General features: G+C 60.4%; 18 protein-coding genes. 7 read left to right on the top strand and 11 right to left on the bottom strand.

The genetic code is table 11. The features are described 5' to 3' along the window. Positions 1-121: 121 nt before the first annotated feature. The 3 genes from HMPREF2932_RS04540 to HMPREF2932_RS04530 all read right to left on the bottom strand — a co-directional run bounded on the left by HMPREF2932_RS04540 (position 122) and on the right by HMPREF2932_RS04530 (position 3,916). Positions 122-1,003: an NAD(P)-dependent oxidoreductase gene (locus tag HMPREF2932_RS04540; protein WP_083317774.1), complete on the bottom strand. Its 882-nt coding sequence runs from the start codon at positions 1,001-1,003 to the stop codon at positions 122-124. A 151-nt stretch (positions 1,004-1,154) separates the two neighbouring features. Beyond that, entirely contained in the window at positions 1,155-2,519 is a 1,365-nt protein-coding gene (locus HMPREF2932_RS04535) for a four-carbon acid sugar kinase family protein (RefSeq protein ID WP_118853179.1), read from the bottom strand. A 17-nt stretch (positions 2,520-2,536) separates the two neighbouring features. Next, positions 2,537-3,916 (bottom strand): GntP family permease, encoded by a 1,380-nt coding sequence (locus tag HMPREF2932_RS04530; protein WP_070547020.1) that lies wholly within the window; start codon positions 3,914-3,916, stop codon positions 2,537-2,539. A gap of 426 nt (positions 3,917-4,342) precedes the next feature. On the opposite strand from HMPREF2932_RS04530, the gene denD reads away from it, so the two are divergent. Further along, the gene (denD, locus tag HMPREF2932_RS04525; protein ID WP_070510162.1) at positions 4,343-5,311 is read left to right on the top strand and encodes a D-erythronate dehydrogenase; all 969 of its coding nucleotides are present in this window, start codon (positions 4,343-4,345) and stop codon (positions 5,309-5,311) included. A 336-nt stretch (positions 5,312-5,647) separates the two neighbouring features. On the opposite strand, the gene HMPREF2932_RS04520 is transcribed toward denD, so the two are convergent. Further along, complete coding sequence (locus HMPREF2932_RS04520) at positions 5,648-7,144, bottom strand: DUF1846 domain-containing protein (RefSeq protein WP_071409703.1); 1,497 nt, start codon at positions 7,142-7,144, stop codon at positions 5,648-5,650. Between the two features lie 77 nt (positions 7,145-7,221). Here HMPREF2932_RS04520 and HMPREF2932_RS04515 point away from each other — a divergent pair, with 77 nt between their 5' ends. Both HMPREF2932_RS04515 and HMPREF2932_RS04510 read left to right on the top strand, forming a co-directional pair. Then, entirely contained in the window at positions 7,222-8,037 is an 816-nt protein-coding gene (locus tag HMPREF2932_RS04515) for an Fpg/Nei family DNA glycosylase (protein WP_071409702.1), read from the top strand. Between the two features lie 10 nt (positions 8,038-8,047). Beyond that, positions 8,048-9,634: an NAD(P)H-hydrate epimerase gene (locus HMPREF2932_RS04510; protein ID WP_071409701.1), complete on the top strand. Its 1,587-nt coding sequence runs from the start codon at positions 8,048-8,050 to the stop codon at positions 9,632-9,634. Positions 9,635-9,776: 142 nt separating this feature from the next. Here the strand turns inward: HMPREF2932_RS04510 and HMPREF2932_RS04505 are convergent, their stop codons facing one another. The 3 genes from HMPREF2932_RS04505 to HMPREF2932_RS04495 are packed head-to-tail and all read right to left on the bottom strand — an operon-like array spanning position 9,777 to position 12,300. Further along, positions 9,777-10,601, bottom strand: coding sequence for a YwaF family protein (locus HMPREF2932_RS04505; RefSeq protein WP_071409700.1), 825 nt, complete (start codon positions 10,599-10,601; stop codon positions 9,777-9,779). A 53-nt stretch (positions 10,602-10,654) separates the two neighbouring features. Beyond that, positions 10,655-11,305 (bottom strand): ABC transporter ATP-binding protein, encoded by a 651-nt coding sequence (locus HMPREF2932_RS04500; RefSeq protein WP_071409699.1) that lies wholly within the window; start codon positions 11,303-11,305, stop codon positions 10,655-10,657. Next, entirely contained in the window at positions 11,305-12,300 is a 996-nt protein-coding gene (locus tag HMPREF2932_RS04495) for an ABC transporter permease (protein WP_071409698.1), read from the bottom strand. The genes HMPREF2932_RS04500 and HMPREF2932_RS04495 overlap by 1 nt, the downstream gene beginning before the upstream one ends. A gap of 115 nt (positions 12,301-12,415) precedes the next feature. On the opposite strand from HMPREF2932_RS04495, the gene HMPREF2932_RS04490 reads away from it, so the two are divergent. From HMPREF2932_RS04490 to HMPREF2932_RS04480, 3 genes are read left to right on the top strand one after another with little or no spacing between them, the layout of a single operon-like run. After that, positions 12,416-13,621 carry a sensor histidine kinase gene (locus HMPREF2932_RS04490; RefSeq protein ID WP_071409697.1) on the top strand — a complete coding sequence of 402 codons (1,206 nt, stop codon included), beginning with the start codon at positions 12,416-12,418 and terminating at the stop codon, positions 13,619-13,621. Then, complete coding sequence (locus HMPREF2932_RS04485; RefSeq protein WP_071407035.1) at positions 13,557-14,177, top strand: response regulator; 621 nt, start codon at positions 13,557-13,559, stop codon at positions 14,175-14,177. Before HMPREF2932_RS04490 ends, HMPREF2932_RS04485 begins: the two co-directional genes overlap by 65 nt. After that, complete coding sequence (locus HMPREF2932_RS04480; RefSeq protein WP_046648777.1) at positions 14,178-15,188, top strand: NAD(P)-binding domain-containing protein; 1,011 nt, start codon at positions 14,178-14,180, stop codon at positions 15,186-15,188. 3 nt (positions 15,189-15,191) lie between these two features. Here HMPREF2932_RS04480 and HMPREF2932_RS04475 read toward each other — a convergent pair whose 3' ends face one another. Next, positions 15,192-15,764 carry a VanZ family protein gene (locus HMPREF2932_RS04475; RefSeq protein ID WP_046648776.1) on the bottom strand — a complete coding sequence of 191 codons (573 nt, stop codon included), beginning with the start codon at positions 15,762-15,764 and terminating at the stop codon, positions 15,192-15,194. A gap of 86 nt (positions 15,765-15,850) precedes the next feature. Between HMPREF2932_RS04475 and HMPREF2932_RS04470 the strand changes: the two genes are divergently transcribed. Continuing rightward, a complete protein-coding gene (locus HMPREF2932_RS04470) occupies positions 15,851-16,816 on the top strand; it encodes an MDR family oxidoreductase (protein ID WP_071409696.1) in 966 nt (321 codons plus the stop codon). A 44-nt stretch (positions 16,817-16,860) separates the two neighbouring features. Here the strand turns inward: HMPREF2932_RS04470 and metS are convergent, their stop codons facing one another. The 3 genes from metS to HMPREF2932_RS04455 all read right to left on the bottom strand — a co-directional run bounded on the left by metS (position 16,861) and on the right by HMPREF2932_RS04455 (position 20,246). Next, entirely contained in the window at positions 16,861-17,028 is a 168-nt protein-coding gene (metS, locus tag HMPREF2932_RS04465) for a methionine/alanine import NSS transporter subunit MetS (RefSeq protein WP_046648774.1), read from the bottom strand. A gap of 25 nt (positions 17,029-17,053) precedes the next feature. Continuing rightward, positions 17,054-18,673 (bottom strand): sodium-dependent transporter, encoded by a 1,620-nt coding sequence (locus tag HMPREF2932_RS04460; RefSeq protein ID WP_046648773.1) that lies wholly within the window; start codon positions 18,671-18,673, stop codon positions 17,054-17,056. A gap of 247 nt (positions 18,674-18,920) precedes the next feature. Continuing rightward, positions 18,921-20,246 carry an MFS transporter gene (locus HMPREF2932_RS04455; protein ID WP_046648772.1) on the bottom strand — a complete coding sequence of 442 codons (1,326 nt, stop codon included), beginning with the start codon at positions 20,244-20,246 and terminating at the stop codon, positions 18,921-18,923. Between the last annotated feature and the right edge of the window lie 87 nt (positions 20,247-20,333).

Genomic DNA, 20,333 nt, shown 5'->3' with positions numbered 1-20,333 from the left:
CGGAACACCGGTACCAAAAACCCGCATCTGACACCGCTCACCTGCAGGTTGCGGGTTTTAGGTCTGGGGAAATGCGGTGTGCGCTGGAGGCGTCGAAGTCGGTCGCCTAAGTCAATACTCATCAATGCTCGCCGCGTAGCAGTTTGAAGACGATTGAATCGTCCTTACGCCCCACTCCCTCGCGATGTCCTCTGATATAAAGTTGCTCCGCCGTAACTGCAAGTGGTACTTCTTGGTGTACTTCTCGTGCAGCTTCCCCGACTAGTCCCATATCCTTCACAAAGATATCGAGTGCACTACGCACCTCATCAAAGGCCTCATCAACCATCCTCTGCCCGCGATCACCAAACATAAAGCTAGCTGCAGCTCCTGTTCCAAGCACCTTGTGCACCCGGGAGACTTCCAGCCCCATCGAATCCGCTAGAGCTAGTGCTTCGCCAGCAGCTGCGATATGGACGCCGCACAACAGCTGATTTACGATCTTGAAACGCTGGCCGTCGCCAGGACGTTCGCCGACTACGGGGGCGTTTGACGCCATTGCATCCAGAAGTGGCTGAACGACGGCCACAGCGGAACTGTCGCCAGACACCATCATGAGTAGATCCCCTGTTTTTGCTCGTGCGACGCCGCCAGACACTGGTGCGTCAACGACATGTACGCCTGTACCCGCAAGGCCATCAACAGCTTGTTCAATGGCCTTCGGGCCGACGGTCGCCATAATGAGAATTACTGAACCTTGAGAAAGGTGAGGGGAAATTCCTTCTTCTCCGAATAGGACGGATTGCAACTGGTCTCCAGTTGCCACCATAATCGCGGTGACGTCGGCACCAGAAACAGCCTCACGAGCGTTAGAGGCAGCGCTCACTTGAGGTGCTACTGATTCGAGTGAAGAGGGCTGGACGTCAAATGCCGTGACGCTCATTCCAGCTGATGCGGTTGCGAGGGCCATTGGCCCTCCCATGGCGCCGAGCCCGATCCAGGCAACTTTTGGAGTGGTGCGCACTTAAAACTCCCTTGAGTGTAAAAATAAATTGGTAGGTACTGTGAAATTTTCCAGCTAATCTACTCTCGGTGTATGTAGTCATCGGGTAGATTCGCAGTTTTTGATATGCGGATTAAGGTTGGCCCTATTCTTTAGTGAGAAAAGGATAAGCCTAAGCATCTGTCGTGGCAGCTCGTAGCCTTTCAACGACCTCTGCCAAAGCCTCCTTACCGCCTACATTTCCCGGGAAAACTACGTACGGTACTCCGATCACGTCTTCAGGAGCTTCGGTAGCAGTAAACAAGCTAATCTGCCCCTCATAAAACTGACCTTGGACCTTGGCACGCTGAATCCCGAGGCCCGAAGCCGCTACCTCGTGGGATGTAATACCTCCCTTGGCGACGACCCAGGCTGGACGTGCTTCCCTTGCTGCTTGCACCACTGCAACGACTGCATCAGAGACTTGTCGTGCGATCGCGAGAGATTCAGCCTTTGACTCTGTCCTAATCAGTTCTCGACTCGTGTACAGGACGCAATCGGAACTCGCTAGCGCTTCTCTCACACGCATTGAAACCTCATCGATATGCTGCTCACGGGATCCTGAATCGAGCAGCTTAGGAACCTGCAGCTCAAACTCATGGAGATTGCTTCGCTGCTGAAGTACTGCAAGCTGTTGGCTCGTGAGCCCTACGTGTGAGCCAACGACGACGAGCCCATGAGCTGTGCGTGATGGATCAATTTCTAAGGAATCAGAAGTAATCAGTTGAGCGTTTCGCTGCCCAGCTAGGGAGCGAACGAAGGAAGGGCCGCAACGAGTCACAAACACTTTGCCCTGTTCTTCGAGTTCTGCCACTGCTTCTGACACGATATCCATGTCGGAATATTCGGTGGCATTAACTATTATCCAGCGTCGATTCTTCGCCTCGACGAGCTTTGCCTTGACCGTTTCTACGCCACCGTCGCGGATATCGGTGAGACTTATTGAGACACACTCCTCCGCGCGGACTATCCCACCAGACCTCTCTTCAAGAAAGTCCGCAAGGTTCGAGTGGGAATACCCAAATGTTGCGTCGTTCGCAAAGTCAGTGTCCTCCACCTGTTGCGCTTTTCCGTCCACTATGGCGAAGTGAACATCATTTTTAGTGAATCGGCCTGCTTCAATCATCGCCGGGCAGAACAAAAAGCCATCTACTTCGATGTTGTGCTCCGCAAGCGCATCAGCAATTGCATTTGGCTCTGCGATTACGTGGCCGCGAAGCGTTGAATCCGAGCGAGAAACAACATGTAGGCCGCGGCAGTCTTCCAAGCGTTCGACTACGGACCCAACCATTTTGCGGTTGATTTCTACGGCAGCGTCTTCATCGAGGGCGCGCGAATTCGTGAGGACAAAACACGCTGAACCTCGGTTCTGTAGCACCTCGGCCGGAATAGATGGATCAGTATCGAGGGCCACTTCGACGTTCGAAACGCACTGTGAGCCAGTAGGGTCGTCGTCAAGCACCAGAAGACGCCTCGATGGTGCCTCAAAAAGATTCATTTTTTCATGCCTTTCCATTACGCCATTGCTCCTAGTACTAGCCACAAGATTCCAACTACAACGAATCCAACTATTGACATGATCGTTGTCGTCACTGTGTAAGACTTCAACGCTGATGCGGTATCTACTTGGAAGTAGCGGCTCCACACCCAGAACAAAGAATCATTTACATGGCTAAATGCCATCGAGCCGATGCCGACAGTCACAGTCACCAGTGCTACTTGCAATCCATTAAGCTCCAGGGAGGCAATCATTGGTGCCACTAATGGGGCAGTTGTAAGTGCCGCAACGGTTGCGGACCCTTGGGCTGCGCGAATAAAAGCTGCAAGCAACCATGCCAGCACGAGCACTGGTAGCCCCGTGGACACCAGCAAATCAGCTACAGCATCGGCAACACCGGTTTCAGTCAAGACTTTGCCGAAGGTCCCCCCTGCGCCAGTGATCAAGATGACTGCGGCCGTAGCAGGAAGTGCCGAGGCTACAACGTCCTCTACCTGTTCCTTGCCCCAGCCACGTGCAAAACCTAAGACCCCAGTCGCGAATATGACGCCAATGAAAAGAGCGATGGGAGAGTCACCAACGAAGCCCAGGAAATCCCGTACTGCGGTACCTTCATCAAGCATGAGTGTAGATACGGTGCCACCCATAATGAGCACAAGAGGGAGGAGAATCGTGGCAAGAACGAGCCCCACTGACGGTGCCCCTCCATCATCAACTTCGACGTCTTGGTTTGCGGTAGTTCCGGCGGCTTGACTACCAACAGCTGGCACCGGAGAAAAAACCTTCTTGACTATGAAACCTGAGAACACTTGGCCTACCAGCCACATAACGACGGCAGGAATCAGACCAAGTAAAAGAACCATGCCTACATCAGCTTGCATCAGCTCTGAGGCGCCAACGATTCCAGGGTGCGGTGGGAGAACTACATGCACTGTTAGCAAAGCAGCAACTACAGGCAAGGCGTAGGCAAGCATATTTGTTTTTCCACCCATTCGACGGGCCACGGCAAGTGTGATTGGAACGAGCACGATTGTCGCTACATCAACAAAGACCGGAATACCAAAAATAAATGAGGCAGCGCCTAGTGCCCATGGTGCGCGCTTCTCGCCGAAGTTTTTCTCAAGAGAACGAGCTAGTACTTCAGCGCCACCTGAGACTTCCACTATTCGACCGAGCATTGCACCAAGCGTGACAATGAGAGCGACACCTCCGAGTGTTCCTCCCATACCATCTTTGAGTAGTGGTACAACTTCCGAAAGCGGTACGCGCGCTGCAAGTGCCAAAGCGATCGACACAAGTAGCATCGCGATAAATGGATGGGTCTTTGCTCTAATGATCAAAAAGAGAATGAGAGCTACCGCAGCAATGCCGAGCAGCACGAGCGTTGTTGGGGACATTAGAAATCCTCCTCGGTTCCAGAAACTTGGTGAAAGGCAATAAGCCCGCAAGGGTGCCGCCCATTCAGTCCTTGACAAGAATAAAAGACTCAATGTGATGTGTCTTACGGTAGGATGTTAAAAGTATCTCACATCACTTGCATTGAGGGGAGTCTACCTATGATTGATGCGCGTGCGCTAAATATAAATTCTGCTTTGTTTTTCGAACGCTTATTGCTATAGAAAAGCCTCATCACTTCCGCAGTGCATTGGTTCACGAAAGTGGTTTATGACTTTCTTATTCCTCCCTATCGGAAGGAATTCACCCCATTTTCTATGCCATGGTCTTCAGAACCTTTTCTTGGCTGTTAGTGACTGGCGAAGCCCATCCTCAATACGAGAGGGGCGGGGCGCTGGCGGCCACTACATTCTTCATAAGGAGCAAGTATGAACATCGTTATCACTGGAGGTGCGGGTTTTCTCGGGACCCTGCTTATTCAGCATTTTCTTTCCGAGGCAGACCACGGCAAGCTTGATTTGAACGAGATTGTTTCATTTGACCTTGCTGCTGCCCGGGTGTCAGATCCGCGCGTGCGCTCCGTGGTTGGAGAGATCACCGATCGAGAGACTGTCCTACAAGCAATCACTGGAGAAACTGATGCAGTTATCCATTTAGCAGCCGTGCTTTCGGGTGGTTCGGAGGCGGATTTTGATTCGGCATTGAGTGTCAACATAGATGGCACTCGTTGTCTTCTCGAGGCCGTGCGTCATACTCGTAGCGCTAAGGGGGCTCATCCTGCACGGTTCGTCTTCACGAGCTCTCTTGCCGTGTTTGGGGGCAGTCTTCCGCAAGTAATGCCTGAATACTGGGCCACTCAGCCTGACTCTACCTATGGGGCAACCAAGTCCATTGGAGAGCTGCTTGTCAATGAGTATGGACGAAAAGGCTTCGTAGATGCTCGCATTTGCCGACTCCCTACGATCTCGGTGCGACCTGGTAAACCGAATTCTGCCGCGAGCTCATTTGCTAGCGGGATCATTCGTGAGCCTCTTAACGGTGTGCCGTCGGAGGTCCCCGTGCCGCACGATACGAGAATGTGGCTTGCATCGCCGCAAGTAGCAGTTCGTAATCTTGGAAGGGCACTCTTAGTTGAAGGCTCAAAACTCGGCTCGTGGAGAGTTATGAATCTTCCAGGAATTTGTGTCACGGTTGGCGAAATGCTGGATTCGCTTGAGCGTGTGGCTGGCTCTGAAACGAGAAAGCTTGTTAGTGACAAGCCTGATGAGAGTATTGCTGCGATAGTTACAAGCTGGCCGGGAAATTTCGATGTGTCAAGAGTGGAAGCCTTAGGTTTTGAACGTGATCGTGATTTCGATTCAATGGTGCAGCAATACCAGGATGACTTCTTGAGCTAGTTAGCCCGGGGTATTGGTGGCTTCGTTCTTCGATTGCGAACGACTGATTGAGTTTCGTCTTTTTCTGCGTGCCTCTTTCCCGGGACTTCAGTGGTTGACTAGGCGACCTGGTAGAAACCCTGGCTGGAATACGGGATGGGAGCATGATCCCTCCCCTGCACTTTGTCCACTCGCGTGGGTTGGCCCAGGCCAAACCCCCAGACCTCGATCCCGAAACTCCCTGGTGGGCGGTGGGACGTCGGCAAGCGCTGGGCGCCGCTCACCTGCACCTTTCGGGTTCCAGGTCTGGGGGAATGCCTACGGAGATAACGCTTCCGTCCAGTGTTCGGGAGAATCTTAGCGCTTCTGGTACAGCGCGCTCTTGCGGGCAAAGACCGGATCAGAAGTTACCAGGACGCCCAGGTTGCGGAAGATGCCCTCATCCACCGAACCCAAGATGGTGGTGGTGTGCACGTCACAGCCCTGAAGCTCCTTGAGCGCCTCAAGCGCGCGGCGGGCATTCTCGTCCTTCGCTGCCGATACCGACAGCGCGATAAGCACCTCGTCGGTGTGCAGGCGCGGGTTCTGCGAGCCCAGGTGCTTTGTCTTCAACGTTTGGATGGGCTCGATGGATTCCGGGGACAACAAGTGCAGCTCATCATCGATGCCAGCGAGGTGCTTGAGCGCATTGAGCAGCGCGGCTGCGGAGCAGCCCAGCAACGGGGAGGTGCGGCCGGTGATGATGGTGCCGTCGTGAAGCTGCAGCGCGGCTGCCGGGCCTTGCGTCTCTTCCGCCTTCTGACGTGCTGGGAGCACAACCGGACGGTCGGTGGACTTGATGCCGGCCTTCGCCATGACCACGGCGGCGCGCTCGGACTGCGTGGTGTCGAGGCCGTTGCGGGCTTCCTCCACCAAAGTCTTGAAGTAGCGGCGGATGATCTCCTGCTGGGAGGCCTCGCGGCAGACTTCGTCATCGGTGATGCAGAAGCCCACCATGTTCACGCCCATGTCCGTCGGGGACTGGTAGGGCACGGTGCCGGTCAGCCGCTCCAGCAGGGACTTCAGCAGCGGGAAAGCCTCGACATCACGGTTATAGTTCACCGTGGATTCGCCGTGCGCGGAGAGGTGGAAGTGGTCGATGACGTTGGCGTCGTTGAGATCCACCGTGGCCGCCTCATAGGCCAGGTTCACCGGGTGATTAAGCGGCAGGTTCCAGATGGGGAAGGTTTCAAACTTGGCGTAGCCTGCCTGCACGCCGCGCAGATTCTCGTGGTAGACCTGCGAGAGCGCGGTCGCCAGCTTGCCGGAGCCCGGCCCCGGCGCGGTGACCACGACGAGGTCACGGGTGGTCTCCACGTAGTCGTTCTTGCCCAGGCCGTCCTCGGAGACAATGAGGTCGATGTTGGCGGGGTAGCCCGGGATGACGCGGTGGCGCGCCACCGTCAGCCCCAGGCGCTCGAGGCGCTCGATGAAGGCCTCCGCCTGGCTGTTGCCGTCCTCGAGCTGCGTCATGACGATGTTATTGACAAGGAATCCGCGGCCCCGGAAGACGTCGACAAGCCGCAGCACATCGTCTTCGTAGAGGATCCCCAGGTCACCGCGCATCTTTTGGCGCTCGATGTCCTTGGCGTTGATGCAGACGAGGATTTCTACGTCATCCTTGATGCGCTCGAGCATCGCAATCTTGTTATCCGGCGTGAAACCGGGCAGCACGCGGGAGGCGTGCATATCGTCGAAAAGCTTGCCGCCCATCTCGAGGTAAAGCTTCCCGCCGATTTCTTTGCGCCGAGCGTTGATGTGCTCCGACTGCAGCTCAATGTATTTTTCACGGTCAAAACCGATTGCGCGCCCCATAGTATTTAGGCCCTTCCGTTCAACGGGTAGTACCCGGAAAGTCTACAGCAGCACTGCCCCCGCGTAGACTTCCTGACATGCCTGAGGGACACGTTATTCACCGTCTTGCCCGCACACTCAATGCGGATTTCCGTAACAAGCCGCTGGCCGTGAGCAGCCCCCAAGGCCGGTTCGCTACGGAGGCCGCGCTTGTCGACGACTCTCGCCTCTCCCTCGCCGAAACCTTTGGCAAGCACCTCTTTCTCCACTTCGATGCGGATAACCCGCGCCACGTTATCTACATCCATTTAGGCCTCATTGGGTCCCTGCGCTTTGAGCCGTCTGCCGATGTGTGGGGCCAAATCCGGCTGCGCATCGATAACGGCACCACAGCCGCGAATCTGCGCGGCCCGCAGTTCTGCACGCTCATTACGGAGGAGGAATACCAGGCCAAGGTGGCGAAAGTGGGCCAGGATCCGCTGCGCAAGGATGCCGACCCGGATGCCCTATGGGCCCGCGTGCATGCCTCGCGGCGCAGCATCGGCGCGATGCTCATGGACCAAGGCCTCTTTGCTGGCGTGGGCAATATCTACCGCGCAGAAGCCCTATTCCGCCAAGAACTCTCCCCCTTCATCCCCGGCAACCAGCTCGACCGAGAGGAGTTCGATGCCATCTGGTCTGATCTGGTCGATCTCATGGACTACGGCGTCGAACGCGGCCGCATCGACACGGTCCGCCCCGCCCATACGCCGGAGGCCATGGGCCGCGAGCCCCGCAAAGATGACCATGGCGGCGAGGTCTATGTCTACCGTCGCGCCGGGCAACCCTGCTACGTGTGCGGCACCGAGATCCGGGAGCAGGTCATGCAGGGCCGCAACCTCTTCTGGTGCCCCACCTGCCAACCCGCGCGCTAGGGTGTGGGTTATGCGCCCTGCTTATACCGTCGCCACTGTCCGTGCCGCTGAGAAGCGCCTGCTGGAACAACAGTCTCATGAGGATCAGCTCATGAAGCTGGCCGCCGCGGCGGTGGCAGAAACCGCATCAGTGATGCTGGAGGCACGCCCCGGCGCGGTGCTCATTCTCGCTGGCTCCGGCGGCAACGGCGGGGACGGGCTCTTTGCCGGGGCGGAGCTGGCTTCACGCGGGGTTACGGTCCATGCTTTGGTTCCAGAGCGCTGCCACGAGGAGGCCCTCGCTGCGTTCCGCAGTGCTGGCGGCACGGTCCTCTCTCCCGGCGAGGTCCCTACTGATACCGCGCTGCTTATTGACGCCATCGCTGGCCTCGGATCCGCTCGCGGCCTCTCCGATGCATCCCTGTCCCTCTACCGCGATACCACCGCTGCCGGGGCCGCGGTTTTAGCCGTCGACATGCCCACCGGCGTCGACGCCGACACGGGAGTCTGCGCCGCGGATGCCGTTAACGCCGATGTCACCGTCACCTTCGGCTCGCCACGCCTCGGCCACGCGCTGGCCGCCGAATGCGGGCAGGTTGTGGTCTCCGATCTCTTCTTGCCCGGCGCGCCTTCTTTCGCTGAGACCCTCGCCGAACTCGATGAACCAGCGGCATTCATCGCTCACGAGCCCTCCGTTCCGACGCCCTTTGCGTGGCAATCGGGCGAACTCGATCTGCCGGGCGGGCGCGCTTCCCGCCCCTGGCCGGTTGGCTGCACGGGCCCCATCACCGATCCCACACCAGGCGCGCGCTCCGATAAGTACTCCGGCGGGGTCGTCGCCCTGGTTGCCGGAAGCGATACCTACCCGGGTGCGGGGCTCCTCTGCGCCACCGCGGCGGTGCGCGCCACGCCCTCGATGGTGCGCTTCATCGGCGATAACTCGATTACTTCCCTTCTCCCCGAGCTGGTCTGCCATCCCGATGTGTCCTCCGCCGGGCAAGCCCAAGCCTGGGTCGTGGGCCCCGGCCGCGGTACCGATGCAACGGCGGCCACCGAACTACGCAAGGTGCTAGCGCAGGACCTGCCCACCGTTCTCGACGCCGACGCCCTGACGCTTCTAGCGCGCAATACCTCCCTGCGCCAGCAAGTTACCAAGCACCCGATGACCATCCTCACCCCGCATGAAGGCGAGTTCCGCCGCCTCTACGAGGCTGCTTTCGGCTCTGCTCCCGATGCGGCTACCGGCTGGAGCCGTGCCCTCCACGAGCTAGCCAAGGAGCTAAACAGCATCATCCTGCTCAAGGGCCGCCTGACCCGCATCACCGCGCCGGGCCAGCCTTTGTATTCCTTCAACGCCGGTCACTCCTTTGCCGCGACCCCCGGCTCTGGGGACGTGCTTTCCGGCATTCTGGGCGCGGTCATGGCTCAGCTTTACGTCAACGCGCCCGCCGCGTCCCCCACCGAAATCATCACCGAAGTTCTCCACGCCGGGGCCATCCACGCGCACGCGGCGGCCATCGCGGCCGAGACTCCCGAGGGCTTCGCGCCCTGTTCAGCCTCCCAGATTGCGGCGGCCATCCCGCGGGCCATCGCGCGGCTCCTCAACGCCGGGCGCTAGCTCCGCTACTAAGTACGTTTCGATCAAATTGCACCCCAAAAATACGCGGATCTGGGGCCTTATTTGATCGATCCGTACCTGGCCGCCGCCGTCTAGGTACGTTTTCGCAACGAAGCCCTAGAATTTCGCGGTTTCCGGGCCACTATTTACGAAAACGTACCGTGGCCCGGCGCAGGATCCCGGACGCGGTACCGACGGACTTGCGCATGAGCCCGCGCGGACCCACCGCCACCGTGCCGCGGCGCAGCGAGGTGCTTTCCCACGGCCACGTCATCCCCGCCCATGCTGCCGCGACGGCAAGGGTCTCCACCACGATGTAACCAGGCCATGGGCCGAATAGGTTGATGATGGAGGAGCTGCCCGGCGCGTGGTTCAGGAAGCCATAGTTGCCGTCGGTCTTCGCGTTGACTGCCATCGCGATAGCCATCCACACCGGCGTGACCTTCACGGCGAAGCGGTAGCCCTTCCACGTCGGGCGGTAGCCCAAGCCGAAAGTCAGCGCCAGCGGCACGGCGAGTGCAACAATGTGGAAGAACCAATAGGTACCAAACCGCAGCCACCGCGGGGAGAAGTAGTAGATGACATCCGGGGTGATAATGGCCTGCGGGTTGAGGATGATGCCCCAGAAGTAGGTCAAGGTCAGGGCATGCTCATTGCCGGTAATGAGGCCCAGCGCCAGAATCGGGCGCAGCACATCGCACAGGTGCAAAGGCAAAGACTCGCGGATATCGAATTGCTTCGGGTCCAGGGAGATGACCGTCCACGCAGTGCCCGCCACCAGCAAGGCCCAGCCCACCATCCGGCGGATGAACGCCTCGCGGGAAGTTCCCTTGATTCTGCGGGCGGCGACGATAAAGACCCCGCAGGCCACCACAGTGATGCTCAACATAAGCGCATGCAGCGCGGTCCACTGCTGCATGCGCGGGTAGTCAGTTGGGCTTACTCGGGGCTTGCGGGGTCGAATCATAACGGGGCTTTAATCTACCCCTTTGTATGAACACGTGAGAGATGAGAGGGTTCCTACGCTGCTAACTCGGAATATTCGGAGAGCTTTCCATCCTTGACCTCAACCACGGTATCGGCATAATCGAGCAGGCTGCGGTCGTGGGTAATGAACAGCGTTGCGGTATCAAAGTCATCGGTGACACCGCGCAGGAGCTTGGCAATCTCGCGGGAGAGCTTGGAGTCGAGGGCGGAGGTGGGTTCGTCGGCAAGCAGCACGGAAGGCTGGCCCATGAGAGCGCGGGCAATGTTGACGCGCTGGCGCTGACCACCGGAGAGCTGGTTCATGCGGCGGTTGCCAAAGCCCTCCAAGCCCACGAAGCTGAGCAGCTCATCGGCACGATCCTGGCGCGGCTTGCGACCCTCCATGTGATCAATAATGAGCAGCTGTTCGCGCGCCGTCAGGGCGGCCAGCAGGTTGGCCTGCTGGAAGATGAGGCCGCGAGAGCCGGTTCGCTCCACGGTGCCGGAGTCCGGCTCGATGAGGCCGGCAGCTACGGAGAGCAGCGTGGACTTGCCGGACCCGGACTCACCGATGACGGCGGTGAGCTCGCCCGGCTTGACGGCCAGGCTGACGTTATCCAGCGCCGTGACGCGGGAGTCGCCGTCGGGGTAGGTCACCACGATGTCGCGGAGGGACAGTGAAGGGGAAGAAGCAGTGGTAGTCATTAGGCGTTGCCTCCTAGGGCGTCGAGCGGGTTGATCTTGGAAACGCGGCGGGTGGCCAGGAAAGCACCAGCGATGCCGAGCAGCCAGATACCGAGCGCGGGGACGATGACGGTCATGGCGGAGACCTCGAAGGGCACGGCACCTTGGGCGGCAAGGCCCAGCAACCAGCCGACGAGCGCGCCGACCCCTACGCCAATCGCGAGGATGATGGCAGCCTGCGCGATGGCGTCCTTGAGCAGGTACTTCACGCTGGCGCCAAGGGCACGCAGGATGGACAGGTCACGGGTGCGCTGGATGGTCCAGATGCTCAGGAAAGCGATGGTGACCAGCGCGGAGATTCCGTAGAGGAAGGCCTGCATGGTCAGCAGGGAGCCGCGCTCCGAGCTATAAGCCGGCAGGCCGGACAGGGCCTTGCCCATGGACACGGAGGTGTCGGTCGGCTCGTGGGACAGCACGGCCACACCCACCATGTCTTCGGGGGAATGGGAGACCTTCTGCCAAGTTGCGGTGGAGACCCACACCACCGGGGAGTGGGAGTAATACTCATCCTCGACCACCCCGTTGACGTCCAGGTCCACGCCGCCGAGGGTGCCCCGGGAGGGCGCATTCATGTCTTCATCGATGGATTGGCTCAAGACCATGCCTTCCTCCGGAATCACGGTGCTGGAGCCAGGGATCTGGGTACCTTCGGGCAGGCCGAAGACCGCCACGCCGCCGTGGCCCTCCAGCTTGGTTTGGGAGGTGCCCAGCGGAATGCCAGAAGCGGGGACGTCCTCGGCGAAGATCTCCGACTCGGTGAAGGACGGGTCTTCCGTCGAGAAGGTCACATAAGGATTCTGCTCCCCGAGTGCCTCAAGCGCGGAGGTATTTTGCTTGGACAGGCCTTGGGTCAGGCCGGACAACATAACGAGCAACAACGTAATTAGAGCCACGACGCCGCCGATCAGGAAAAACCGACCGCGGGCGGTGACTATCTCTCTCAATGCCAGGAACATACTTTTAATCCTGCTGTGGCCAGCGCAGAAAGTAATCGAGTAGCCAGTTGAACCTCCACTCAACCAGTTGGTTGATTCCCCCTCCTCCAACCAGGCGATAAGCTGGACTGCCGTGATGATGAGCAACAGACTGTGGACCGTGGGACTGCACACCATGTTCGGTTTCCTCCTCGTATTCGGAGTACTCCGCGCATGGGCCGATGACCGCCTCGACGCCCGCGCCCTCGGCCTCTCCATCGCACTCGCAGTGGTCTACACGGGGTTTGCCATCTTCGGCTCCCGCACCATCACCCGCCCCGTCCCCACCACGCTGTGGCTCGCCGCCCTGTGCCTGCTGTGGATCGGGCTTATGGTGCACGCCCAAGACTTCATGTGGCTCGAGTTCCCGCTGGTCTTCGTCTTTATCCATGCGCTTCCCTTCTGGCCGGGAATCGTCGCCAGCGTGGTGCTGTGGGCCGTCGCCGCCTTCGTCCCCGCGTGGCTCCACCCACAGGGGTGGACTGCGGCCGCGGCCATCGGCCCGTTCATCGGCACCTGCTTTGCCGTGGCCGTCTACCACGCCGCCCGCCGGGTTCAGGCGGAGGCGGCGCACCACGAGGCCGTCGCCAAGCAGCTGCGTGAGACCCAGGAGGAGCTGGCGGCCAGCGAGCACCAAGCCGGGCGCCTCGAGGAACGGGAGCGGCTCTCCCGCGAAATCCACGACACAGTGGCGCAGGGGCTGTCCTCCATCGTCCTGCTCAGCCGCGCCGCCAAGAAGACGTCTACTCAACAGGACGTCGCTGAACAGCTCGCGCTCATTGAAAAGGTCGCCCAGGACAACCTGGCCGAGGCCCGGCGCTTCGTCAAGGAGCTCGCGGCCCCTGTCTCCTCCATCGATAAGGAACTGCGCGCACTCGTGGACGAGCTCCAAGCCCAAGCCAAAGGCCTCGGGCTGCGTACCGGTTTCAGGCTCAAGCTCACCGGAAGCGCCGAGGTTCCCACCGAGTTTTCCCACGTCATCCTGCGCGCCGCGCGCGAAGGACTCACCAACGTCATGAAACACGCCGACGCCGACCGCGCCGTGGTCACTCTGGGCTCTTTCGAGGATGGAATCATCCTCGATGTCGTCGATGATGGCCGCGGCATCGAGGGACCACGGGGCTTCGGGCTGACCGGCCTGGAGCAGCGTGTTCGCAGCGTTGGCGGCAGCGTCCAGGTAGAATCTTCACCCGCCGGCACCGCACTCGCGGTGCGAATCCCAACAGGAAGCAGCAGCAATGGTCAACGTGATGCTCATCGACGATCACCCCGTGGTCCGCGCCGGGCTGCGCGCGATTCTTAACGCCTTCCCCGACATCGAGGTGGTGTTGGAAGGCTCCGATGGCTCGGCCGTCGAGCAGCTGACGGATGCTGATGTTCCCCATATCGATGTGGTCGTCTGCGATATCCAGATGCCGGACGTCGACGGCATCGCCGCCACCCGGCGCGTGCGCGAGCTCGACGGTCCACCGGTGCTCATACTGACCACCTATGACACGCAGGCGGATATCCTGGCCGCCGTGGAGGCGGGCGCGCTGGGTTACCTGCTCAAGGACGCCCCCGAGGACACCCTGCACGCCGCGGTGCTCGACACGGCCGCGGGCAAGCGGACCTTGGCGCCTGAAGTCACCAACCTCCTGGCGGAGCGCTTGGCACAGCCGGAAACCGCCCTTTCACCACGCGAGCTGGAGATCCTGCAGGCGCTGTCCACGGGAGATTCCAACAAGCAGATTGCCCAGCGGCTCTTCATCTCCGAAGCCACGGTCAAGACCCACCTCATCCACGTCTATCAAAAGCTCGGCGTGGAAACCCGCACGGCGGCCGTCTCCGCGGCCCGTGAGCGAAAGCTCATCCAATAGATGCATACCTACGATTGCATCGTGGTGGGTGGCGGCCAATCCGGCCTGGCCACCAGCTATTACTTGCGCCGTCAGAAGCTCGATTTCCTCATCCTCGACGCCAACTCCTCCCCCGGCGGGGCCTGGCAGCACGTGTGGGATTCACTCACGCTCTTTAGCGATGCCCAGTCCTCCACCCTGCCCGGCTGGCCCATGCCCGCCCATCCCGGTTTCCCGCCGGCTTCCCACGTGGTGGATTACCTCACCCGCTATGAGCAACGCTATGACCTGCCGGTCCGGCACGGGGTGACGGTGGAGCGCGTGCTTGACGACGTCCCCCTCTTCCACCTCTTCACCACCCACGGTGAGTTCCGCTCCCGCACCGTCGTGGCTGCGACGGGCACCTGGTCCGCGCCGTTCATCCCCTTCTACCCCGGTGAATTCCAGGGGCGCCAATGGCACACGGCGAGCTACCCGGGGTGCGGTCCTTTCTTAGAGCGCGGCCACAACAATCCTGTAGCCGTTGTCGGCGCGGGCAACTCCGGTGCCCAAATCGCCGCCGAGCTAGCTCTCGCGGGCGTGGACACCACGTGGTTTACCACGCACCCGCCGCGCTGGATGCCGGATGATGTCGACGGGCGCGTGCTCTTTAGCCGCAACAGACAGCGCATGCTGGCAAAACTTCGGGGCGAGCCGGACCCGGGGCCGGAAAGTGAGCTAGGAGACATCGTCATGGTCCCGCCGGTGCTCAAGGCCCGTGATAATGGGCTGCTGCGCGCCACCGGCATGTTCTCCTCGCTGGACCAGTTGAACCGCGAAGGCTTCAGCGATCTCATCTGGGCCACCGGCTTCCGCCCAGCGCTGCGCCCCTTCCCTGGGCTGCTGGCAAAAGGAAAGCCCACGGTGGAAGGCTTCTTCCCCGTGGGCTATGGCTCGTGGACGGGCCCGGGCTCGGCCACGATTACCGGTGTCTCCCCCTATGCGCGGCGGGTGGCGGGGGACGTCGCCAAGCTCGTGCGTACGCCCAGCTAGGCACTACAGCGTCGCCATGGCGAGGAGCACCACCGCTGCCAGCGCAAGCAGGAATCCGAGGCGGCGCAGAATCTTCATCTGCTCTTCGCGTCCCACGCGCGCCATGAGTGCGGCGCCGAGGACAGCACCCACCGTGTTGTATAAGAGGTCGTCGATATCGCTAAAGCCCAGCGCAAAGATGTACTGGGCGCTTTCGATGCACAAGCTGATCACGAGCCCAAGGAGCATCGTCCCGCCCAAGCCCCAGCGAATCCTGACGCGGTTGCGCCCGGCCACGTAAATCGCCGCTCCCAGCGGCATGAAGAGAGCAATATTCCCCAGGAGATCGGTCCACCCGCCGTACCACACGGAGGCGTTCTCAAATCCGCCAAAGAGCTGCAGATTGACCCTTCGCACCGCATGCGCGGAGCCGTCCACCACGCCGGGGATGTCCATGAAGGGCTTGCCCACCGTCGCCAACACCACGACCACCAGGGACAGGGCTGCGACAAGGAGGGAATCACGAAGCAGGTGCCGATACGGATCCGGCGCGGGCCTCAGCCGATTGCGCGGGCGTTGAGCTTCTATCCCAGTCATGCGCCTCACCCTAGTGGTTTTCGCTGACAATCGGCTGAAGCAGTAGCCAGAAAACACTGCTTCACATCCTCTGTACGATAGTGTCCATGAACACACTGATTGTCACTCGCACCGATTCCGGAGTAACGCACTCGTTCCAAGAGCAGCCCCTGCTCGGGGAAGGTGACACGGTCGTGGATGTGCAGTTTTCCTCCCTCAATTACAAAGACGCCATGGCCCTGGAGGGCGATAAAGGTGTCATGCGCATCGATCCGCTCGTCCCGGGCATCGATGTGGTGGGCACCGTGGTGGAGACTTCTGATTCTCGCCTGGACCCCGGCCAGCTTGTCGTCTCCTGCGGCGATGGCCTGGGCGAGTTCCGCCATGGCGGCTATACCACCCGCCAGCGCGTCAACGGTGAAGCCACCATCCCTGTACCCCAGCGTTTCAGCGCGCACGATGCCGCCGCAATTGGTACGGCCGGATACACCGCCGCTATCTGCGTGAACCAGCTGCGCACGCACGGCACGACGAAGGGCCATATCCTCGTCACCGGGGCCACCGGCGGCGTGGGATCCATCGCGGTCCAGCTGCTCAAGTCTTCCGGCTACGAGGTTACCGCCGTCACCGGCCGCGTGGAATCCCAGTCGGAGTACCTCACCTCACTCGGCGCGGATCACGTGCTTGACCGTGCAGCGCTGTCTGAGACCGGCCGCCCGCTGCAGAAGGCGCTGTACGACGGCGCCATTGACACCGCCGGTTCCACCGTCTTGGCCAACGTGCTGGCGCAGGTGCGCTGGGGCGGCGTGGTGGCGGCCACCGGTATGGCGGCTGGTCCGGACCTTCCTGCCTCGGTGCTGCCATTCATCCTGCGCGGCATCGTGCTGGCCGGCGGTAACTCCGTCGATGCGCCCCGCGAGGTGCGCGAGGCGGCCTGGCAGCTTCTCGACGAACACCTCGACCTCACCATGCTGAACTCTATTACTGAAACGGTGCCGCTGGCCGATGTCGCCACTGCCGCTCAAGAGCTGCGCGCCGGCTCCCGCCATGGGCGCACGGTAGTCGAGATATAGGAAGGGGCAGGTGTGAGCGGGCAGCCGTTTACTGCCCGGCCCCTTTAGTGGTGCACGCGGTGCGATAGGGACTCGTCGTCGGTGCCGGGGGCATTACCCAGCTCACCGGTGAATTCATCGTCGCTGCGCGCCAACCAGATGGAGGACACAACCAGTCCGCCCCAGATGACGACGACGAAGAGGATGAAGAGCAGGATTGCGCTTGTAGTCATTGTTATTCTCCTTTCCTACTAGCCGCTACTTGTCGTCCGTGTTCGGTGCGGCGGCGTTGCCTGTGGCAAGCGGGTTCGGTGTGCCGGCCGGGCGGCCGCCCACTGGGACGCCGTAATCAGACGTCTCTATGCCGTCTAGGTACTTGTTTCCGCGGAAGTCCACTAGCGGCATGACGAAGCTAACGAGCAGAATGACGCCCAGAACCGCCCAGCCAAAGAGCCCAATCTGTGTGGAGGAGTAGCCCTCATAACCTTCGCGGACAATCGTGATGATCTCGTTGACCAGGAAGTAGACGAGCAGCAGCGGGGTCGCGACGAAAGTCAGGAACTGCCAGAAGCCACCCACCTTGAACTGCGACACGGCGTTGATGTGCTGCTGGATCTCGCGGCGGCGGCCGGTCACCCAGCCGACGACTACGAGGGCGCAGATGGCGCCGAAGACGATGCCCAAGTTGTTGGTGAACTTATCCATGATGTCCAGAGTGACCAGGCCCGAGGAGGTGGCGAACAGGAAGCAGGACAGTACTCCCATCGCGCTGCCAACGCTGATGGCAGAAACGCGGCGGGAAATGTTGAACTTATCTGCCACGGCGGAGACAACGACCTCCATGATGGAGATCAGCGAGGTCACACCGGCCAGGAACAGGGAGCCAAAGAAGAGGACACCGAACAGCCAGCCGAGCGGCATGAGGTTAATGATCGTCGGGAAAGCGATGAAGGCCAGACCGATACCAGACTCAGCCACCTCATCGACAGACACGCCCTGCTGGGCGGCCATGTAGCCCAGAGTGGCGAAGACGCCGATGCCGGCGAGAACCTCGAAGGAGGAGTTCGCAAAGGCGGTAACCAGGCCCGTGTTGGTGAGGTTGGTGCGCGGCTTGAGGTAGGACGCGTAGGTGATCATGATGCCGAAACCGATGGACAGGGAGAAGAAGATCTGTCCGTAGGCGGCGATCCACACCGACGGGTTGCTCAGCACGGACCAGTCCGGAGTGAAGAAGGCGTTGAGGCCCTCGGCGGCGCCGTCGAGGAAGAAGGCGCGGATCACCAGAATGATGAACATGACGGCCAGGACCGGCAGGAAGATGGAGGTCAGCTTGCCGATGCCCTTGTTGATGCTCGTGGCCAGCGTAGCGATGCAGACAACCCATACGAGGATCATGACGCCCAGAATGGATGGGACAACGTGCCCGGAATAGGTTGCCTCCGCGTCTGCTTGGAGGAAGTCAACTATGAAGTACGTCGAGGGATCCTCGCCCCACGTCTGCTGCACGGACTTGATGGTGTAGAGCGCCGCCCACGCAATGATGGCAGCGTAGTAGATGGCGATGAAGAAGTTCACGCCGACCTTGAACCAGCCGATTCCTTCCCAGCGGCTGCTGATGCGGCGGAATGCCAGCGGTGCAGAACCGCGGAAGCGGTGACCAATGGCGAGATCGAACCACAGGATGGGAATACCGGCGGTGAGCAAGGCGACCATGTACGGTATGAGGAAGGCGCCGCCACCGTTCTCATAGGCAACATAGGGGAAGCGCCAGATGTTACCCAGGCCGACGGCGGAGCCGATGGCGGCCATGAGGAAGACGAAGCGCGTATTAAAAGTATCGCGTGTAGAGCGAGTCTTATGCGGGGTTGATGTGGTCATGAGAGAACTTTCTTCTTGAGCAAATATCGCGCACCACAAGACCGTAGGAATTGTTTATACGGGCCGCGTACGACGAGTATTAGCGAGAAGCTTAGCCTACCTGCCAACCTATAGGTACCGTTTTGAATAATTATTTACCCCCACAACGCCACACCCCCTTTAGGGCCTGACCCTCCAGCCGGAACAAAAGCCAGCGGAGAAAGGGTTAAGCGCTAAAGGGGGTGGCGAGTGAACAAACTCGGGGCGATTAAACGTGCAGATCGCGGTCCTGAATACCCTTCGGGACGGTGAGCACACCGATGAGGGAAACGACCGAAATCGCGATGCCGTAGGCGGCGATGGCCATCGAGGTCTCGTACCGCGTGTACAGCATCTCTGCAATCATCGGGGCAAAGGCACCACCGATGATGGAGCCGAAGGCGTAACCGATGGACACGCCCGACAGGCGCACCTTCACCGGGAACATCTCCGCGTACATCGCTGACTGCGGGCCATAGGTCGCACCCAGGATGACGCCCAAGAGGAACACGGCCACGCCGAAGAACATGACGTTGCCCGAGTCAACCGCCCAGAACACCGGGGTGATATACAGCGCCAAAACGATGTAGCCGCCAATGAACGTCGTGCGGCGCCCCAAACGGTCAGACAGGTGGCCGAAGTACAGCGTGCCGATAAACCAACCAATCGACGCGATCAGGGCTACCCCAAGGGCCTGGGGGCGGGTATAGCCCACGACCTTCGTGCCATAGGCGGTGAAGTAGGCGATGACGAAGTAGCCAATCGCGTTGTTGGCGGCGAAGATGACCGCGCACTTGATGACGGTTCCGAGGTGGCCCTTGAACAGGACCGCAAGCGGTGCCGTGGACTTTTCCTTTAGTTCCTCCATCTCCGCGAAGGCCGGGGACTCTTCTACTGCCCGGCGAATCAGGTAGCCCAGGAGAATGAGCACCACGGAGGACAGGAACGGGATGCGCCAGCCCCAGGCAAGGAACTGCTCCGGAGTGAGGACGGAGGAGAGAACCAGCATGAAGATGGTGGCAAGAAACATACCAAGAGGCACACCAACCTGCGGGAACGCGCCGAACAGTCCACGCTTGCCCTGCGGCGCGTGCTCAACGGCCAGCATCGCCGCGCCGCCCCATTCGCCGCCGGCGGAGAGGCCCTGAAGGATGCGCAAGATCACTAGCAGGATAGGCGCTGCCATGCCGATAGAGGCGTACGTCGGCAGCACACCCATCAACATGGTGGCCAGGCCCATGCCGACCAACGTGACCACGAGGACCGGCTTGCGTCCGAGCCGGTCACCCAAGTGGCCGGCCAAAATTGCCCCGAGAGGACGGAAAAGGAAGGAAATACCCAGCGACGCCCAGGCAATGATCTGTGCGAGGGAGGCGCTTTCGTTGGAGACCGGATCGAAGTACTGGGTAGCGAAGATCAGGCCGGCGGCCTGAGCGTAGATGAAGAAGTCGAACCACTCAATGGTGGTGCCGACCATCGAACCGGCGAGCACGCGCTTGTGCTCTGTAGTGATTCCCGGCCCTTGGGCAGGCTGTTGGGTGACTGGTGCAGACATAGTGGGAGTCTTTTCTCTATGGGTGCAGAAGCACGGTGGATACAGTTAAAGCCAGTGAACGAAAGGGGCAATGAGTGAGGCGGGGCG

This window comes from Corynebacterium sp. HMSC074H12 (assembly GCF_001813755.1).
GTDB lineage: Bacteria > Actinomycetota > Actinomycetes > Mycobacteriales > Mycobacteriaceae > Corynebacterium > Corynebacterium hiratae.
Note: the sequence above shows the minus strand (reverse complement) of the source record. Positions and strands in the feature narration are given on the sequence as shown.

Bases quoted from the DNA above. Each gene is read 5' to 3' on its own strand.
- HMPREF2932_RS04485 (WP_071407035.1), top strand. From the start codon at position 13,557: ATGGTCAACGTGATGCTCATCGACGATCACCCCGTGGTCCGCGCCGGG.
- HMPREF2932_RS04515 (WP_071409702.1), top strand. From the start codon at position 7,222: ATGCCTGAGGGACACGTTATTCACCGTCTTGCCCGCACACTCAATGCG.
- HMPREF2932_RS04460 (WP_046648773.1), bottom strand. From the start codon at position 18,673: ATGACCACATCAACCCCGCATAAGACTCGCTCTACACGCGATACTTTT.
- metS (WP_046648774.1), bottom strand. From the start codon at position 17,028: ATGACTACAAGCGCAATCCTGCTCTTCATCCTCTTCGTCGTCGTCATC.
- HMPREF2932_RS04480 (WP_046648777.1), top strand. From the start codon at position 14,178: ATGCATACCTACGATTGCATCGTGGTGGGTGGCGGCCAATCCGGCCTG.
- HMPREF2932_RS04455 (WP_046648772.1), bottom strand. From the start codon at position 20,246: ATGTCTGCACCAGTCACCCAACAGCCTGCCCAAGGGCCGGGAATCACT.
- HMPREF2932_RS04495 (WP_071409698.1), bottom strand. From the start codon at position 12,300: ATGTTCCTGGCATTGAGAGAGATAGTCACCGCCCGCGGTCGGTTTTTC.
- HMPREF2932_RS04520 (WP_071409703.1), bottom strand. From the start codon at position 7,144: ATGGGGCGCGCAATCGGTTTTGACCGTGAAAAATACATTGAGCTGCAG.
- HMPREF2932_RS04530 (WP_070547020.1), bottom strand. From the start codon at position 3,916: ATGTCCCCAACAACGCTCGTGCTGCTCGGCATTGCTGCGGTAGCTCTC.
- denD (WP_070510162.1), top strand. From the start codon at position 4,343: ATGAACATCGTTATCACTGGAGGTGCGGGTTTTCTCGGGACCCTGCTT.
- HMPREF2932_RS04505 (WP_071409700.1), bottom strand. From the start codon at position 10,601: ATGATTCGACCCCGCAAGCCCCGAGTAAGCCCAACTGACTACCCGCGC.
- HMPREF2932_RS04475 (WP_046648776.1), bottom strand. From the start codon at position 15,764: ATGACTGGGATAGAAGCTCAACGCCCGCGCAATCGGCTGAGGCCCGCG.
- HMPREF2932_RS04510 (WP_071409701.1), top strand. From the start codon at position 8,048: ATGCGCCCTGCTTATACCGTCGCCACTGTCCGTGCCGCTGAGAAGCGC.
- HMPREF2932_RS04490 (WP_071409697.1), top strand. From the start codon at position 12,416: ATGATGAGCAACAGACTGTGGACCGTGGGACTGCACACCATGTTCGGT.
- HMPREF2932_RS04535 (WP_118853179.1), bottom strand. From the start codon at position 2,519: ATGAATCTTTTTGAGGCACCATCGAGGCGTCTTCTGGTGCTTGACGAC.
- HMPREF2932_RS04470 (WP_071409696.1), top strand. From the start codon at position 15,851: ATGAACACACTGATTGTCACTCGCACCGATTCCGGAGTAACGCACTCG.
- HMPREF2932_RS04500 (WP_071409699.1), bottom strand. From the start codon at position 11,305: ATGACTACCACTGCTTCTTCCCCTTCACTGTCCCTCCGCGACATCGTG.